The sequence below is a fragment of the Paenibacillus sp. FSL L8-0340 genome (genome assembly GCF_038593145.1).
In the GTDB taxonomy this organism is placed as follows: Bacteria; Bacillota; Bacilli; order Paenibacillales; family Paenibacillaceae; genus Paenibacillus_AQ.
In genome coordinates this window covers 3,800,371-3,816,804 of sequence record NZ_CP151967.1, presented here as the reverse complement: position 1 = coordinate 3,816,804, position 16,434 = coordinate 3,800,371, and the positions used below count along the sequence as shown (strand labels likewise).

At 45.9% G+C, this 16,434-nt stretch carries 12 protein-coding genes and 2 pseudogenes; 2 read left to right on the top strand and 12 right to left on the bottom strand.

Features of this window, described 5'->3' with window-relative positions; translation table 11 throughout:
• Positions 1-30: 30 nt before the first annotated feature.
• The gene (locus tag NST07_RS17085; protein ID WP_342479825.1) at positions 31-1,422 is read right to left on the bottom strand and encodes a DHA2 family efflux MFS transporter permease subunit; all 1,392 of its coding nucleotides are present in this window, start codon (positions 1,420-1,422) and stop codon (positions 31-33) included.
• A gap of 405 nt (positions 1,423-1,827) precedes the next feature.
• Between NST07_RS17085 and NST07_RS17080 the strand changes: the two genes are divergently transcribed.
• Positions 1,828-2,100, top strand: a complete 273-nt coding sequence (locus NST07_RS17080; RefSeq protein ID WP_342479824.1) for a hypothetical protein — start codon at positions 1,828-1,830, stop codon at positions 2,098-2,100.
• Positions 2,101-2,109: 9 nt separating this feature from the next.
• On the opposite strand, the gene NST07_RS17075 is transcribed toward NST07_RS17080, so the two are convergent.
• The 10 genes and pseudogenes from NST07_RS17075 to NST07_RS17030 form a co-directional block, all read right to left on the bottom strand.
• On the bottom strand, positions 2,110-3,765 hold the full coding sequence (locus NST07_RS17075) for a DUF6138 family protein (RefSeq protein WP_342479823.1): 1,656 nt from the start codon (positions 3,763-3,765) through the stop codon (positions 2,110-2,112).
• A gap of 125 nt (positions 3,766-3,890) precedes the next feature.
• Positions 3,891-4,313: a chemotaxis protein CheW gene (locus NST07_RS17070; RefSeq protein WP_076112872.1), complete on the bottom strand. Its 423-nt coding sequence runs from the start codon at positions 4,311-4,313 to the stop codon at positions 3,891-3,893.
• Between the two features lie 575 nt (positions 4,314-4,888).
• Positions 4,889-5,431: a GNAT family N-acetyltransferase gene (locus tag NST07_RS17065; RefSeq protein WP_342479822.1), complete on the bottom strand. Its 543-nt coding sequence runs from the start codon at positions 5,429-5,431 to the stop codon at positions 4,889-4,891.
• Positions 5,432-5,506: 75 nt separating this feature from the next.
• Positions 5,507-6,994 (bottom strand): caspase family protein, encoded by a 1,488-nt coding sequence (locus NST07_RS17060; protein ID WP_342479821.1) that lies wholly within the window; start codon positions 6,992-6,994, stop codon positions 5,507-5,509.
• Positions 6,995-7,256: 262 nt separating this feature from the next.
• Positions 7,257-8,051: pseudogene (locus NST07_RS17055) on the bottom strand (SDR family oxidoreductase).
• Between the two features lie 96 nt (positions 8,052-8,147).
• Positions 8,148-9,188 (bottom strand): annotated as a pseudogene (locus NST07_RS17050) (helix-turn-helix domain-containing protein).
• Positions 9,189-9,290: 102 nt separating this feature from the next.
• Positions 9,291-9,905 (bottom strand): 4Fe-4S single cluster domain-containing protein, encoded by a 615-nt coding sequence (locus NST07_RS17045; protein ID WP_342479820.1) that lies wholly within the window; start codon positions 9,903-9,905, stop codon positions 9,291-9,293.
• Positions 9,902-10,078, bottom strand: a complete 177-nt coding sequence (locus NST07_RS17040) for a DUF2997 domain-containing protein (RefSeq protein WP_342481953.1) — start codon at positions 10,076-10,078, stop codon at positions 9,902-9,904. Before NST07_RS17040 ends, NST07_RS17045 begins: the two co-directional genes overlap by 4 nt.
• A gap of 19 nt (positions 10,079-10,097) precedes the next feature.
• The gene (locus NST07_RS17035) at positions 10,098-10,499 is read right to left on the bottom strand and encodes a DUF1257 domain-containing protein (RefSeq protein WP_342479819.1); all 402 of its coding nucleotides are present in this window, start codon (positions 10,497-10,499) and stop codon (positions 10,098-10,100) included.
• 19 nt (positions 10,500-10,518) lie between these two features.
• A complete protein-coding gene (locus NST07_RS17030) occupies positions 10,519-12,024 on the bottom strand; it encodes an AAA family ATPase (RefSeq protein ID WP_342479818.1) in 1,506 nt (501 codons plus the stop codon).
• Between the two features lie 337 nt (positions 12,025-12,361).
• Between NST07_RS17030 and NST07_RS17025 the strand changes: the two genes are divergently transcribed.
• The gene (locus NST07_RS17025) at positions 12,362-13,660 is read left to right on the top strand and encodes an ankyrin repeat domain-containing protein (protein ID WP_342479817.1); all 1,299 of its coding nucleotides are present in this window, start codon (positions 12,362-12,364) and stop codon (positions 13,658-13,660) included.
• A 116-nt stretch (positions 13,661-13,776) separates the two neighbouring features.
• On the opposite strand, the gene NST07_RS17020 is transcribed toward NST07_RS17025, so the two are convergent.
• On the bottom strand, positions 13,777-16,428 hold the full coding sequence (locus NST07_RS17020) for a discoidin domain-containing protein (protein ID WP_341378666.1): 2,652 nt from the start codon (positions 16,426-16,428) through the stop codon (positions 13,777-13,779).
• Between the last annotated feature and the right edge of the window lie 6 nt (positions 16,429-16,434).

The following is a 16,434-nucleotide window of genomic DNA, read 5'->3' as shown; positions in this document are numbered from 1 at the left end:
TGCCAGTTAATGCAGGATTGATTTAAGAAATCAAATATTAGCAGGTTTGAGCCTTCTCGCTTCTTGCAGATGAAATGACAAGTATAATCCTAATCCGGCAAAAGCCGTCAATGTCCAGAATGCAATGTGGATGCCTTGGAGCATATCCAGCGGAAAGGATAAGGAACTGGCGCTTGCAGTTGAAGTCATTATCGTTACAAGTAAGGCACCTCCTATTGAACTGCTGAGCGAGCGTAGCGTGATCGTCATTGGAGAAGCATGAGCAACCATGGTGTTTGGGATACTTGCCATGGCATAGGCCGTAATTGGAGCCATCACTGTCCCTACTCCAAACATAAGCAGGGCATACATTTTAACCAGTAGAATAAAGGACGTCTCTATTGATAACGTGAGGGCAAGAGCTAATGCCATGATCAGAATGAGCATAAATCCTCCCTGAGTTACGCGGCTAACCCCAAACCGGTCATATAGTCTGCCTGAGATCAGACCGGAGACACCAATCAGCAATGCACCCGGCAACAGCATAAGCCCGGACTCCCGAGGTGTTAAGCCTCTTATCGTCTGTGCATACAGAGGAAGAAGGAGTTCAACCCCCACCATCACCGCAAACAAGATCACCCCCGCAATGGAAGATCGGGTAAAGGATCGGTGCCGAAACAGCTTGAAATCAAGCAAAGGTGCCGTGAGCTTGAGCTGTCTTTTAATAAACACCGCCACGATCAGGAATCCAGCCAGAAGGATGACCCCAGCGACAGCGGGATTTCCCTTTTCTTCCCCGACAATGCTAAATCCATACAAAATACCGGCGAATCCGAGTGAAGAATAGATAATGGACCTGGTGTCGAGCTTGGTCTGATGAGTCTCTCCTACATTCCGCAGCGTGAAATGCGCTAAGAATAAATTGGCGGCTGCAAGCGGCGCCACAGCGTAAAACAACAGTCTCCATGAATGGTTCTGAACCACGAACCCAGACAGAGTGGGCCCAAGCGCCGGAGCCAGCCCCAAGACCAAACCGACTACTCCCATCGCTGCACCGATTTTCTCCTTCGGAAAGACTCTTAGTATTGTCGTCTGAAACAGCGGAAACAGCAGACCCGCACCGATGCCTTGAACCAAACGCCCCGTCAGGACTAGCGGGAAACCCCAGGCGATCCCGGCAATCAGTGTTCCTGCTGTGAACGCTCCGACAGAAGCCATGAACAAGGCCCTCGTGGTAAACTTTCCGATCAAAAATCCGGCAACTGGAACAGTTATACCTATCATCAGGTAATACACTGTAATCAGCCACTGTGCTTGATTCTCATGAATTGCAAGATCCTGCATGACACGCGGCAACGCCGTGTTTAACATCGTTTGCATCAATTGGGCTAAAAAATTGGCAACCACCAGGGAGGCAACAATAATGCTGGGTTTATTAGTCAAGCTATCTTCACCGCTTTCAGAAGTACTATTCGGATGCAGCGAGCTGCTGCAAGGCGTGTATGGATACAGTTATCCCTTTCGATTGAATGAGTTATGAATCATCCTTTCAAGATTAATAAACTACATTATAGATACAATATATCTATAATCAAGATAAATAATAGACTTCGAATATCTACAATATATCTGATTGATTATTTTGTCAATCTGATTTTCACTTATTCCTGTGCTTGCACTTATAAAATAAAAAGATCCGTTAACTGCTTCAAGAGCAGTTAACGGATCTTTGATTGTAAATGATGCGGTCGAGAGGACTCGATCTCCATGATATTGCTACGATCCTCCCCCACTTTAATGTAGAATATAGTTAAATCTTCAATTTAATCGTCTATGGAGGTAAGAATAATGAAATTACGTATCAAATATATAAGTTTGAGTGCCCTACTATTTACTACTGTCTTCGTCTTTGGAAAGTCGGATACGCTCAATGAACAATATGTAGAATCACCAATGATAGACAACGTTAGCTCGGAATTTATTTCTGATTCTCAACTTCCAATTTCAGATCGGAATCTGATTGAAGTTCCGGTTGTTGACGAAGACAAAGGTCTCGTCCAACTCATTCCGAATTATAAGGAAGAGGACGCTTCCCCAATTAAACTTTTGCCATCCCAATAAGCCCCAGGGCTAACCATGGCGGGTGGCTTGCGCCAGCTCGGAAAGCCACTTTTCCCGATCCCCTTCGGCTTTGGCGGCTATCTTCTTCAGTTTGTCCGTTCCGCCCCAGATCAAATAAACGATATGCTCCACCTCATAGTTCTGAAGACCGCGTACTTGATCAAGCAGCAGCCGGAGATGAGCCTCAGCTTCCATATCGGTTTGGATCTTCAGCTTCATCGAATCCGTGCTATGCAGCATGCATTTCACTAGCGTAGGAATTGTCTCCAAGTGAATGCCCTGCCGTTCGGCCAACGCGACTGTGAAGTGATTCTGAACGGACTGGTGTTCTTCGTCAACCATCCCCATGTATTGTTCTACTAATGGAAAATAAATCCTATCTGTGAGTCCAAGGCCGAAGACCGCATAACTGCCCGGCATACAATTTTTTTCGCCTTCCGTATCCGTATACCATTCGAATGTTTCCATCGCCACCCGGGCGTACTCCTCCAGTAAGGGGTGCAAATTTGGATATTCCATAGCGTTAGCAAAGAAGCGGTGCGTGCTCGACTTGGCCAATCCTTTCATCGGCAGCCATTGCTTGACGCTTGATTTCAGCTTGATTTGATAGCTTTTCGGGAAGCCCAGGCTTAGTAAGTGAGTCAGAAACCGGAGTGCCCGCGCGTAGCTCTCCTCCGTTTCTTGCTTAATGGCTATGGTCACCTCGGCAAACACGTCGTTGGCTGTGCATTCCGCCAGTTCATCGCGAAAGCTGACGTCCTCCTTGGAGAACGTTCCACTGCCTTCCTTTGTCAGACGTTTTGCTTGGGAGCTTCCCAATTCGATAGCGCAATTCAAAATGTCCAGCCCCACACTTCTACTATAAGAAGGTTCGTATTTAAGAATCAGGATTGCAGCATAGAGAGCCAGTTCAATCGGACCTTTCTCCGTATTTTCCAGCCGGGCATCGCTTCTTTTCTTATATTCTTTCTGCCACTGTGTCCCTATATTATCGAAATAACAGGGTAACCAATGCTTCTCTACCCAATTCCTCAAAGCCCCGGTAACATTATTGCGATGCTCGGCAAGATGCTTGTTCCCTTTATTCACATGTTGAATGTTCTCGAAAATAGAAATGATTACACCGGGATCTGTGTCAGGGAACAGCCCCTCGTCCAACAGGTGCCTGGTGAGGAAGAATGTCTCTAAGGGTTTAGTCGGATATTTTCCGGCTTCGAGCTTATCCGAAATATAGGTGGAGATTTGTTCCAGCAATTGTTGTTTCTTCGTCTCGTCGACGTATTCGAGAATACGAACGTTGACTCTGCCCTCCCGCGTTCGAAACTTGCCGTCAAAAGTAAATTGATAATCAATTAGCGCCGAAGGCAGCGCATTCAATTTATGCTGCATATAAGAAGCAAGCTCAGGGACAATCTGCTCTCGCACTTCTTCCTCGCTCAGCAACTCGCCAGGGATGGCCTTACCTCCAGGTAAAGTGAAATTGAGCTCATCATCCGTCACGTCAACCCTGCCCTTGGCATATTCGAGCAGAGCATGATCGTGAATTCCCACCTGCAGCTTGGTACGTTTCACGATTTTTTCTGCGTCCTTATTGCTAATATAGGCTATCCAATTGTCAATCTCCTGTTTCATTTCGTCCAGAATTGTTTCTAAAGTGTGATCCATATCCATAAAGTGCTCCTTATAGTGCTGTTATGAGTTACTTTCTATCATAGCCTGTCCTCCAAGGCAGAACAATTAGGCGCGGGACCCAGTTATATGGCGGGTTCCAGAAAATTGTATGGATATCGTTACTCACTTGCCTTAAGAAGTGTTGAATCAATAAGTGCTTGGACATTCAAGACAGAAATCATACGATTCTTGGATTCATACCTGCACTCGATCACTTGCTTATTGGGATTATCAGGAGGTTCATGAACGACAGAATCAGCAGCGGAGGCAATGTCTTCAACAGAATCAACAACAAAAGCTAATTTATGTGTATGCAAGATGATGAACTTGTCTTGTTCACGGCGTTCCTGACGAGAAATATTCAGTTTTATTCTCAGGTTAATGACAGTGTAGAGTTCTCCGTAAATAGTTGCAAACCCTTCGTGCCAAGGTTCGGCGAATAGAAGCGGTGTGGATTTTTTAGAATCTTGGATTTCCCCGATAGTATTGATATCGAGTCCAAAGTCTTCATTTCCGAGTTTGAATACAATGATTTGGTCCATAAATTAGCCAGCCCCTTCTGATGTCAAATAAGCTCTTTGTTGTTTATTATACTCAAACAAATTTATCACACTTTGATAAGGTCTTTCTATTTACTTTCGGAAGGAAGTGACGAAGATATGATACGATAATTTTTTTATTTTATAATGGATTGTTGAAAAAAACCTCGATAGGCACAGAGCCAATCAAGGTCGATTATATAATTGTTCAAGTTAGGGGCCTATAGTCTTGAGAGCTTCCCAAAAGCTTACAAGGGATAAACCTAAAAATATGATGCCTGCGAAAGCTATAATATTTACGATGGTAACCTCTGCAATAAACCTTTTACGCTTGGACGCCTCCTTCGGTGCCTTGCGAATTAAACGAACCCAACTAGAGGTCCCGTATCTTTTAACCAAGGAATAGTGCACAGGCCAACAAATGAGAGCAGAGATGATAGACAATATAAAGTAAGTCACAAAGATGTCCTCCCTAAAGATTTTTCTCGCTGCTAGAACCCACGTAATTTTCAATATGTAATATTATTCAGCACCGCGTTGAATGTTTTCCATACATGGATCATCCATTGGCCCCATATCTAGATGCGCTCGGAGGGATTGATAATGGCCAGAACCTGATGATCCTCCCAGACCCCATTGATCTTTACGTTGCTTTGAGCGATACCTTCTTTGTGGAAGCCGGCATTCTCAAGCACGCGCATGGATCCGGGATTCCGGGGAGAGGCCTCCCCTGTGATCCGGTGAAACTTCAGCTCCTCGAAGGCATAGCGCACCACCTGCTTCACAGCCTCCGTCATATAGCCCTTGCCGTTATAATCCTGGTCCAGGCAGTATCCGATCATGGAGCACTGAAGCGGACCCCGCACAACAAAGGACAGCCCTATGTTACCAATAATCCGGTCGTCCGCCATGTGGCATACTATGAAGTCATATTTCCGGTCCTCTGCTCTATCGGCCTTACTCTTCTTAATCATTTGGAGCTGCTGCTCCTCCGTATAGAACTCATCGGGGTTGGTTGGGGAAAACTTCTCAAAAAACTCCCGATTGCGCTTGAACATTGCTGTCAATTGTTCGGCATCCGCTTCCTCCGGGAACCGGACGTATACTCGCTGATCTAACATTTGCACCATCCCCATATTTTAAATATTTAGATAATCATGAACTTGGCCTTTGATTGTTACTCTTTCTAGAAAGTCTTAATTAGGGAATCCCCTATAAATCACTCTTTCATTAGCAATATAATCAGAAAAACTCATACTCCCAGATATTACATTTTTATCATAGACAATCAGAATACTTTCTTTTGGTAAATTTTCAAGTATTGCAGAAACAGCAGAACGAGTTTGGCTCATGGCCATATGTTGTCTTTCAATATAATAATAGTATTTTTTACAAACTCCAATCGGCATAATGATATCTTTAGATGTATATTTCCTAAACCCGATACATTCTACTTTAACCACACATATCCCTTTGATAAAAAAAGCATGTTTATTACCAAAATTAAATGTAATTATATTATTATCATTTTTGTATTGATATTCGATTGTCAAATCGTTTTGATATTTAGAAATATAATCATTTACAAACTTTAAACCATTTTCATTTGCATTTCTTGCCATAGTAATACTATCAAACATATTTCCTTTAATATTTAGAACAATATTATTAGATGAGATGTTAATGTTAATATCGTTAGATTTTTCATGTTCGAAACCATTCATAATCAACTCACTAATTGCGCATTTGGTATCCACCCACAAAGCATCAGAAATCCTAATTTTCATATTTTTCTCAAGTTTATTAAATAAGTCCTCTTCTTCCCTTATTTGTATTATGCTGTAATTGTCAAGATCACTATCATCTTTGAATATCATTGCATCATAAATTCCCAAGACAATTTCCCCATTAGAATTCATTGAAAGATTTGGTCTTTGTCTCACTTCCCGATCCTCTCTGCCTACTTTTCTGACACGATTAGCAATATAATCATACATGCTTTGGACAGTTAGATAGCCATTAATCAAACATTCAGTTTTCCCCTCTAATGCATCAATTAGAAAAGTGGTAAACAAACTATATTGATTATTATTAGGAGATATCTCATACGAAGGTTCGTCTTTTCCACTTGAAGCGATTAAAGTTAAAGAGCGAGATTCTTCCATGTAGTCTTTAATATTCTTGAAATTATAATCTCCTATTCCTTTTCTTCCCGAATCCACAACACCACTAAAACATGCATCGATGATAACTAATTTATGTCTACAATTACACTTTTCAATTATTTCTATAATTTTCTTTATTTCTATTAACTCTTCTTCCGTTGCACTAATTGAATCAGAGGGGACAATGAAATTCTTGTCGTTGATTCTATGTCCATGTCCGCTGAAATAGATAACAATATTTTCGTCATATGAAGTGCTTTTTGAGATTGTTTCAATTTCCTCCAGGATGTTTGCTTTTGTTGCTTCGACTTTCTTTCCATCTGAAATAAGTAGTTTACTATTGGAAACGTTTAAATTTAAATTCAATACATTTTCAAACGTTTCGAATACAGCAGTAGCATCCCCACATGCCCTTTTTAGATCTCCAAAATTAGTATCACTGTAACTATTAACCCCTATCGCTAATAAATTCTTTTTACCCATTATTTTATTTAGTATTTTTCTTTGTTTATTTAGCATAATTATTCCCCTGTTTTTTATTTGCGAACATCGTAAAAAAGTCCATCTTTAGAGTATTCGCGAAAATCACAGAACTATCCTGCCTGTTAAACAACCCAGAAATTCTTACTCCCGTGCGATAAGTGAAATGTTTCTTGAAAAGTGTGTAGTTTTGAATTACTTGGAGATATGAAAATATTAAATATCGGTTTTATAAAATAGAAAAAGACGCATGAACTACCCATTAAGAGGAAGCTCAAGCGTCTGGCAATAATAATGAAGGTTAAAAAATCGTCGGCACCATTCCCCCATCCATTCGGATAGGAGAACCTTTAAATGCGGAGGCATCTGGACTGCATACAAATGCAGCTAGTCTGCCTACCTCTTGCGGCCTGATAAACCGTTGGATTTCAGATTGAGGCAGGTTTATCGCCATGAATTTTTTCTCTTTTTCCGCAAAACTAATTTCTTCATTAGGGTAAATGCTATCAATGATTTGATGGACATTCTCGGAGAGCGTGGGTCCCGGCATAATCGTGTTGATGGTAACTTCCGTTCCTATCGTTAGTTTAGATAAACTTTTGGACAAGGATAATAACATCGATTTGGTCATGCAATACTGAGGCATTTGGCCGGAAGGCATGATGGCTTCTTCGCTCGCAATAAAGAGAATGCGGCCATAATCGTTTTTTAACATCTGAGTAAGATAAAATTTAGAACATCCGTTTGCGGCGAGAACATTTGTACGGAAGTATTTCTCTCATACTTCATCGTCAATACCCTCATATGTCATGATTTCATAAATGCCCATGTTGTTTACTAAAATATCCACGCTGGGGTACTTCTTGAATAAAGCTTCCCTTTGCTTAATATCCACGATATCAGCTGTCGCATTCTGAGGAGAGGTGGCCGGGAATTGTGCCTTGATTTCCTGTACTGTTCGTTCTACCTCTTCATCGTTCCGCCCGTTTATTAGTACATTAACTCCTTCTCGGGCCAGTTCGATGGCAATAGCCTTACCGATGCCTTTCGTCGATCCTGTCACAAGTGCGGATTTATTGGCTAGTCCCATATCCATGTTATCTGTCTCCTTTTTCTCTAGATGTTCGAGATAGGGATTATATTACCTTGTCTGAGTCGACCGGTAACTAGCCTTTCACGCCATTATTCTTGCTTAATGCGCCAATGTTATGGTTGTCGGAATGTTTGGACCTATATGTTCGGCACGCCAATGGGATGGAGTATCGCCTTGCCATGAGCGAAAGGCACGGTAGAACGAGTTCTGATCCTCATATCCGATAAGGAAGGCTACTTCTTTAATATCTAGTGAGGGGTCAGACAAATACTCTAGCGCCTGCTCATGTCTAGCTTGCATTAACAGCTGCTTAAAGCTCGTACCTTCGTCCGTAAGGCGACGCTGCAAGGTGCGATCGCTCATACCCAGTTCCCTGGCGATAGCCTGAATGTCGGGCCGCCCTCCTGTGAGGCTGCGTTTCATGATCCATTTGACTGTTTCGGTCATGGAGCGGCCGTATTGCCGTTCATCCAGCGTACGATCCAGAGCGGGAGTCAGAATCTACAACAACTCTTCGTTGTACGAAACAAAAGGGCAGTCCAGATCTCTTCAACGCAGCGTCAACCGGTTACATTCCGTGCCGGTCCGTATCGGGCAGCCGAAGTAAGTTTCAAGCGACTTTACATCGCCCATTGGCTGTGAGAATTCAACAAGCTTCGCGGTTAAAGGCTGTCCGCTGCCCCGGCGACCGAGCTCCAGAAGCGTGGCAAGTGTAATCCCTACCAGCAATGCCGGACCGACTTGTCCGGTAGGCTGCCAATCCAGTTCGATCCTGCAGCTTTCGCCTTGCTCGGTAATCTGTAAGCTCTCAGGAGGACACAACTGCTTGTACCGGGCCATGCGGTTAAGCGCATCGCGATAGTCGCGAGCATGGTATGTCGCCATGACGGACGGCGGATAATGCGCTGTATCAAACGCAGTAGAAAGTTTGATGATTCCTTGGGAGATATCGCCGACGAGATCAGAGTATGCCTGCCAGACCGCAAAATATTGGGCGACCGTGACTCCTGCAGGTCCGTTGATAATGGTGAGCGGCAGCCGCGCTTGACGAACAACATCGTGAGCGGCAATTCCTAATTCTCGCAAACCAGCCCAGAACCCTGGCGGGAGCTTTATACGGTCAGGGGTATGGAATGTCATGCTGTTAAGCCTCCTTGTCTGAAATACCTGGTCCCTTAAAATTAAGAAAACCGCGCGGAGCGCGGCTCTTAGCTGTTTATTAGGTTTAGTCTATTATTCGTCTTATCTTATTTGCCGAAAAGCCTTTCGTAACGCCCTGCTTGGAAACCCTGCCAACGTAGCTGTGCCATCTTGCTGGAAAGTTAGCTCCGTCCGGCGAACCTGCAGATCCTCCATCCGATAACGGTCCGTCAAAAGGTGGATTACCTGATTATTGCTTCCTCGCAGGCCTATATCAGCTGACTGGTCTGCCTCATAGCGGCCGTCGATCAGCACATCGATATACTCCATAATGTTCTTCCCTTTCGGCAACTTGGAAATTTCCTCTTGGGTATACCCGCTGAACACGATGATGGAATATCCATGTTGACGTAGCTTCTTGAGCAGTAGCAGCAAGCCATCCTGTTGTTGAAAAGGCTCCCCGCCGCTTACGGTTATGCCTTCCACGTCATTTGGAATGCTTTTGCAGAGCTCATCAATGCTCATTTTGATACCAATTCCTGGTTCGTGAGAAGCCGGATTAAAACACCCATTGCAAGCAAGGGTACAACCCTGCATATGTATGACCGAACGCAGCCCCGGGCCATTCACCAAGGAGTAAGGAGTAACACTAGTATGAAGCAGGAGCTGAATTTCGGTGTCCTGAACAGATTCATTAAATGGTGATCTGCTATTCATAAAAGCTTTTCGTACTTGTTCATAGTTCCATGCTTCGCAGAATAAAATTCCGGCTTTCGCTGTTTTTTCGTTATCTGTCCCAAGGCAACCTCAAATGGCCGGGTCGCGGCGTCGCATTCAGTACCCTTATAGTTCTGAGCCTCGATCGAAACGGAACCGTCGGGTCCGACCATTATGATAATCTGCTTCATTTCACAGCTCCCTTCCTCCACCTGATAGCGCCTGCGTTAGCACCACTTTCACTGACCCGTCGGGCATGGATTGGCGGCTTACCGAATAACCCAATTTGCGGGCCTCCATAGTGGCTAGAACTACACCATACGTTTGCAGAAGGCGGCCTCCACCCTCACCGATTTCTTTGGCCACATGTCCCTGATACCAGTCGGTGATAATTCCGTAGTGGCCGTCCTGCTGCTTATTCAAAACAACGTCATACGGTCCTTTGCATTTGATGACATAATCTCCATTTATCGTTCGTCCCCCATAGCCCCGCGCCTGGCCTTCTTGCACAAGTTCTAATCCGAGTTCCCGGCATGCCATACGGACCGCCTCGATATTTTTAATGGTTGTCTGCAATGTTGTAAAATGTGACACCAGTTCCTCCTAACTCCGCTTAAATAAATAAGCGTCTCTTATTGTCGTCGCCGTTCATCTCCACCATGCTGGATGAGGCGGGACGCGCATTCGCCATGCCCCATTCCCGGATACGCTCGACATGCGACTTCATAATTTGCGAAAGTGGTTTGGTTGCCCGATATGCTTCCGAGATGTCACCCGTCTGCAAATCGCGATGTTCACTGAAAGCCCGATAGAGCCCGGACACGATTGCCTGCTCAATCTCGGCTCCACCAAAACCGTCGCTTTCCCGGGCAAGCTGTCCCAGATCGAAAGCGTCCGGATTCCGCCTGCGTTTTATCAGATGAATGCGAAGAATATCCTTTCGTTCTAGCTCGTTGGGCAGATCTACATAAAACAGTTCATCGAACCGCCCTTTCCGCAACATTTCAGGGGGCAGAGCATTCACGTTATTCGCCGTGGCGAATACAAAAACGGGCCGCGACTTTTCTTGCATCCATGTGAGGAAGGTCCCAAGTACACGCGCCGTTACACCGGAATCTGAGGAGCCCGATGTCTGCAATCCGGCCATCCCTTTCTCCAGTTCATCGATCCATAAAATGCAAGGCGATATCGTCTCGGCCAAATTCAGCGCCCGTCTCATCTGCTCCTCGGACTGCCCTACAAGGCTTCCGAATACCTTCCCGATATCGAAGCGCAGCAGTGGCAAGTTCCAAGCGCTCGAGATCGCTTTGGCTGAAAGGGATTTACCGCTGCCGGGCACGCCTACAACCAGAACTCCTTTTGGGTTTGGCAAACCGAAGGCTTGAGCTTCCTCGGAAAAGGCCCGTTTTCTCTCAGACAACCATGATTTGAGCAAATCCAGCCCGCCGATTTCTTCCGTTGTAAGCTCTGCCGGTATGAACTCGAGCAGTCCCGACTTTCGTATAACATTTGATTTTTCAAGCTGGACGTTGCGAATCGCGTCGGTCGAAAAGCTTTTGTAGCGCACAAGTGACAGAGCGAAAACATTTTCCGCCTCCGCGCAAGTGAGGCCCAGTGCATTTTCCAATAGTGCCTTGCGATCATCTATCTGAATAGATTGAGGAACAGACTCTAGAACACTGTCCAGTACTGAGGATAACTCATCTATTTTGGGTAGAGGAATATCGATTAGTGTAATTTCTTTTTCAATTTCGGGGGGAAGGTCTACGCGGCAGGAGAGAAACACAAGATGGCGGCCGCGGCTTTTGGCGATCGGGATCAGATCCTTAATCTTTTGCAGCACTTCAGGGCTCCCCAGATAGAAATGAAAGCTGAGAAACACGTAGAGACTCGAATCCTCGCCGTCTCTCACCGCATTAAGCGCTTCTACAGGGTCTGTTACTTCCAGCCGTTTTCCCGTATCTTTACTTATCCAGCCTTCGGTAATTGACCACACTTTTAGTTTAAGGGACTGATCTCGGGCTACTTTGGCCAATTGCGTTAACGCACGCGCTTCCTCCCATGTACGAATCCATAGTGTCGGGTAACCGGCTTGCAGGTAACTGGTGATATCAAACATTGAAGTCTATCCTTTCACTTGTGTATTTCCTAATATTCGAAGTAAAGCTATAATAATTATACATTCAGCTGGGCTTTCTATATAGATTGAATTTAAGATTTCCCCATTTGGGCGAGGACGTAACTACTGTGAATATTTGGACTTCCGGCCGCTGTTGTCGTAAGAATTTCTTGATTTAACCCGCTATTTGCGGTGGAAATCCGGGGACAAAGGCGGTCGCTATCGCTCCTACAGTTCCAAAATTCCCCTCCGCTACTTTTGCCTTTTTGTGTAGTTATTAAATTCATTCTATATAGCCATTATTTATCCAAGCAAGCTTATTTTTAAGGAGGGCATCATGGCGATACTCACGATTGAAGATTTTAACCGTCAAGCGGCCGGGGACTTACTACGAATTACCCGAAGCGAAACGTTTCAGAGAATTTTTGTCCGTCAAAACAGTAATTTAACCCAAAGCGAGTTTGAGCAACTCGTCGAAGAATTTACGGGGCACCTCAATTGCAGCACAGCGCAAGGTGAAGCTTTTCTTGTGCTAATGCTTCATTATCTGGGTATCAAATACGAGTCTAACCCGGCAATAGTCCATCCCGTGTTTTCGCCAGCCACAGCTCCACAAGGCATCATCACGAAGCGGGAATTCTCAAAGGAAGAGAAACGGGCCTTTCTTGAGGCAGTCAAGCAGGCAAAAGTCGAAACCGTAGCCTCCTTCGTGCAGCAGGGCTATGATCTGGAAACGAAACACCGCAACAAAAAAACCGCCCTTTTGGTGGCCGCCTCCGAAAACAAAGCGGCTCTTGTCGAATATCTAATCAGCGCGGGCGCCGATGTCAATGCGGAAGACTCGGAAAATGAAACAGCCTTAAGTTACTCGATCATCAACCGCAATGAAAAGCTCATCGAGCTGATTTTGCCGAAATCCAACGTTCGCTCTCTGGACATTGCACTGCACGCCTGCAACCGGAACGATGCGGATCCAGCTTTGGTACGAAAAATCGTGGAAGCGGGGGGAGATCCTTACTCTCAAAAGGTATGGATTCCTTCTCCCATCATGCAGGCTGTCAATACAGGGAAAGTTGGGATTCTGGATACATATATCACTATTTTAAAAGCAAACGGACGTCCCGCAGAACTCGGGAATCTCATGGAAGAACTCCTCAAATGGTACCCGAAAAATGCGGTCTATCATCTGCTGATCAGACATGGAGCTGAGAAAACTTATCAAGATGGCACGGGGCGGAATTTGATCAGTCTTGCCATAACGTACAACGATATTATGTTGGAAGATATCACATCCTTGGATACATATGCGGAGCAGGAACGCCTGGCGATGATCACTCTTCTTGTGCAGGAAGGCATTGATCTAAATCAGGGCGATTATATGGGAAGAACCCCGCTTCATTACGCTATTGGCGAAAACAATCCGACGATCGCTTCACTCTTGCTAAAATTAGGCGCGAATCCCAATCAGCAAGATGTTTATCAAAAATCGCCGCTGCAGTATGCCACAGAAAAACGATATAAAGAGCTGGTAACCATTTTGTCCCGGGCAGGCGGGAATACGGCGCAAGAAATCGCACAAGATGCTGACGCTGGTAAGATAGCCCCGGCCAGTGTCGGCCGGAAGATTGCTTTTTGACGCCGCTTCTCTTTGGCATGAAGTGAATCAATAGACAATGCAAATAAACCGTACGCCTTATTGAAGGGCGTGCGGTTTATTTGCTTCATTATAAGGATGATATTTTAAGTGTTATATTACAGTCCCTTTACCTCAAACTCATAGATTCGCGCGGCTGTATCGGCACCTTGTGAGGGCTTAGTAATGATTAATTTTACATAGCGGGCTTTAACTAGCGCAATCGCGTCAGTCGTCTCGGCTGCCGTGTTTCCATGGACCTTGACGGCATCTGCCCAGTTCGTACCATCACTGCTCACCTGAATGGTGTAATCGCTGGTATTAAACCCGGACCACTCTCCTCCGCTCTGAGCATGCTTGATGACAAAGGTACTGATTTGATGCTCGGCGCCCAGATCGACTTGAAGCCAGTGAGGCAGATTGCCAAGTGCGCACCATTTGCTGTTGTCCGCCACTTTACCGTCTACGGCATTAGGCGCTCCTTCCTTTTCCCCGCAGGTATGATCGGCCGTTGCAGTTTTGCCAAGTGCCAGATTCTTCACCGCACCGGCTTCCTTGCTTACGGTGATAAGCGCCTTTTTCGTCATTGTGTCTTGACCCGAGCTGTTGGTGGCAGTCAGCGTCACGCTATACACGCCTTCCTGATTGAACGTTACCACTGGGTTCTTCGAGGTGCTGACAGCCGGGCTTCCGCTTTCGAAGGTCCATGACCAGCCTTCTGTCACTTCGGTCGACAGGTCGGTGAAGTTTACCGTCTCCCCTGGAGCCACCAGTGTCCGATCGGCCTTGAATTCCGCAGCCGGCTTCGGATAAGCCGGCCAGCTGATCTGCACGCTGGAGGCCTGACCTTGCTCGTATCTTCCATTGACCGCAACCACCTTCAATACCGTGACCGCTTCCTTGTCAATTCTTCTCATCTCAGGGACGTAAAACACATGATTTGGCGTTGCACCCATTAGCACCTCATTGCCATCCGGCAGTACACGATAGATTTCGTACTGCTTCACCTGCTGGTTAAGCGGTTTCCACTGCAATCTGGCATCTCCATACATCCCATTGCGGAAATCGGATTGAGTGGCTTTAAGCTCGCGAACAGCCGTGAGCGGTTGAATCGGTTCGTTGGCATTTTGGATGGAGAGCTGGCCAATTTGTATGGCATAATCACTTATCGTATCCTTGGTGTCAAAATACAGTGACAACGCCACGATCCGTTTCCCTTTATAAGGGGTCAAATTTAATGTTTCTGTAATCCAGCCTGGCGATGTCTTATCCTTCAGGTTAAGGAAGACAAATTGGCCGGGATGGTCTGCGAAAGCAAGGCCAACCTTCAGGCTCGGCTTGCTTTGCGTTTTGTACGTAACCGACAGCTTCGTACTTGCTTCAACCTTCAAATCAGTCTTGTAGAGCTTCAGATGTGTCGCATTGTCATGGCTCAGCACACCTGATACCTTCAGCGAGCTGCCGCCGTAATATGCATCAGACCAATCGAGCACCGGTGTAAGCGGTGTTCCTTTGCTGTCTGCGATCCAGCGCCATGTCGGCAGGACATCCTGCAGGCTCCGGTTGTTCCATCCCTTATCCCGCACCTGCTTCCCTCGAACATAATATTTCTGGCCGCTTCCAGTGTTGAAGCTGGTGATGAAGGGCAGCTCGTTTACCGGGGATGCTTCGATCACATCGTTCGCGATTCCCTTCCAGGCTTGGCTGCTCACAGTATTGCCCGGATTTCCGTTTGGACCCACCCAGAATTTGTTCTCGCGGATGAAGAAATCCTCCATACTCTCAGCGCTGTTAAAAGCCCAGTCCGGGCGGTAAATCCCCAGTGAAGTAACTGCAGGCTCTCCTTCCGGGAACAGCAGATTCCAGTTCACCTTCGTATCGTAACCCTTGGCTTCAACATCAATGCCTGCATATAGGTCAAACGGACTTCTGCCCAGGCTTTTGGACTTCTCCGCCGAGCTTTTTAGATCCTTCCACCAGAAGTTCAGGAACATGCTGTCTGTTATTTGCTTCCCATTGTCCTGCAGGAACATCGCATTTTTGTCATTTAATGCATTCTGCCAACTGATACTGCCTTCTTTAGTCATAGAATCGTACCATACGATGTGCATAGATGCAGACTTGTGCGATTCAAGATAACTCAGGAAAGCTTTCATTTGCTGTGCGTCAGCCGGCGTTCCACCCTCAGTCTCCTGGTTAATGAACCAGCCGTCAAATCCGTAATGCTTCGCCACCTGGATCAGCTTGTCAGCGGCAGGAAAGGAGCCGTCGCTGTTCTGCTGAAGCATCTGCTTCACCCATTCATATTTCCCGCCATACACCGTTGGCGGGAAAAATACCGTTCCGAGGATCGGCACGCCATTCTTATGAGCTGCGTCGATCGTATCGGCGCTTGGAGGCACGATGATCCCTTCGCCGGCCGAGCCCGCCCAATAGACCAGTTTGTCAACATATTGCCAATAGCTAAACGTGTTCGCCCCGAATTTGTCCGAGCCCTGTGAGGGTACTCCGCTTGTTCCCGAATTGAGTGCCGATAAAGCCATGACCTTCGGCGCTTTAGTCGCATGCGGGTTGACCCCTGCTCCCACAAAACGGTCCTGCAGCGGGACTGTACTGCGGTTGAATGCTGCATCCGGGTCGGATACCGGACTCCACTGAAGCAATTGCTCTGGAAACCAATAGGATGAATAAGGCTGTTTTGCAAACGCAGAAGTGGATAATGCAGCGCACATCACAACTAAGAAGATAAAACCTGCACTTATCTTTTTCATGCCATC

What these genes read in the sequence shown, in the direction of transcription:
- NST07_RS17080 (WP_342479824.1), top strand. Translation starts at nt 1,828, where the DNA reads ATGAAATTACGTATCAAATATATAAGTTTGAGTGCCCTACTATTTACT.
- NST07_RS17075 (WP_342479823.1), bottom strand. Translation starts at nt 3,765, where the DNA reads ATGGATCACACTTTAGAAACAATTCTGGACGAAATGAAACAGGAGATT.
- NST07_RS17070 (WP_076112872.1), bottom strand. Translation starts at nt 4,313, where the DNA reads ATGGACCAAATCATTGTATTCAAACTCGGAAATGAAGACTTTGGACTC.
- NST07_RS17065 (WP_342479822.1), bottom strand. Translation starts at nt 5,431, where the DNA reads ATGTTAGATCAGCGAGTATACGTCCGGTTCCCGGAGGAAGCGGATGCC.
- NST07_RS17060 (WP_342479821.1), bottom strand. Translation starts at nt 6,994, where the DNA reads ATGCTAAATAAACAAAGAAAAATACTAAATAAAATAATGGGTAAAAAG.
- NST07_RS17045 (WP_342479820.1), bottom strand. Translation starts at nt 9,905, where the DNA reads ATGAATAGCAGATCACCATTTAATGAATCTGTTCAGGACACCGAAATT.
- NST07_RS17040 (WP_342481953.1), bottom strand. Translation starts at nt 10,078, where the DNA reads ATGGTCGGACCCGACGGTTCCGTTTCGATCGAGGCTCAGAACTATAAG.
- NST07_RS17030 (WP_342479818.1), bottom strand. Translation starts at nt 12,024, where the DNA reads ATGTTTGATATCACCAGTTACCTGCAAGCCGGTTACCCGACACTATGG.
- NST07_RS17025 (WP_342479817.1), top strand. Translation starts at nt 12,362, where the DNA reads ATGGCGATACTCACGATTGAAGATTTTAACCGTCAAGCGGCCGGGGAC.
- NST07_RS17020 (WP_341378666.1), bottom strand. Translation starts at nt 16,428, where the DNA reads ATGAAAAAGATAAGTGCAGGTTTTATCTTCTTAGTTGTGATGTGCGCT.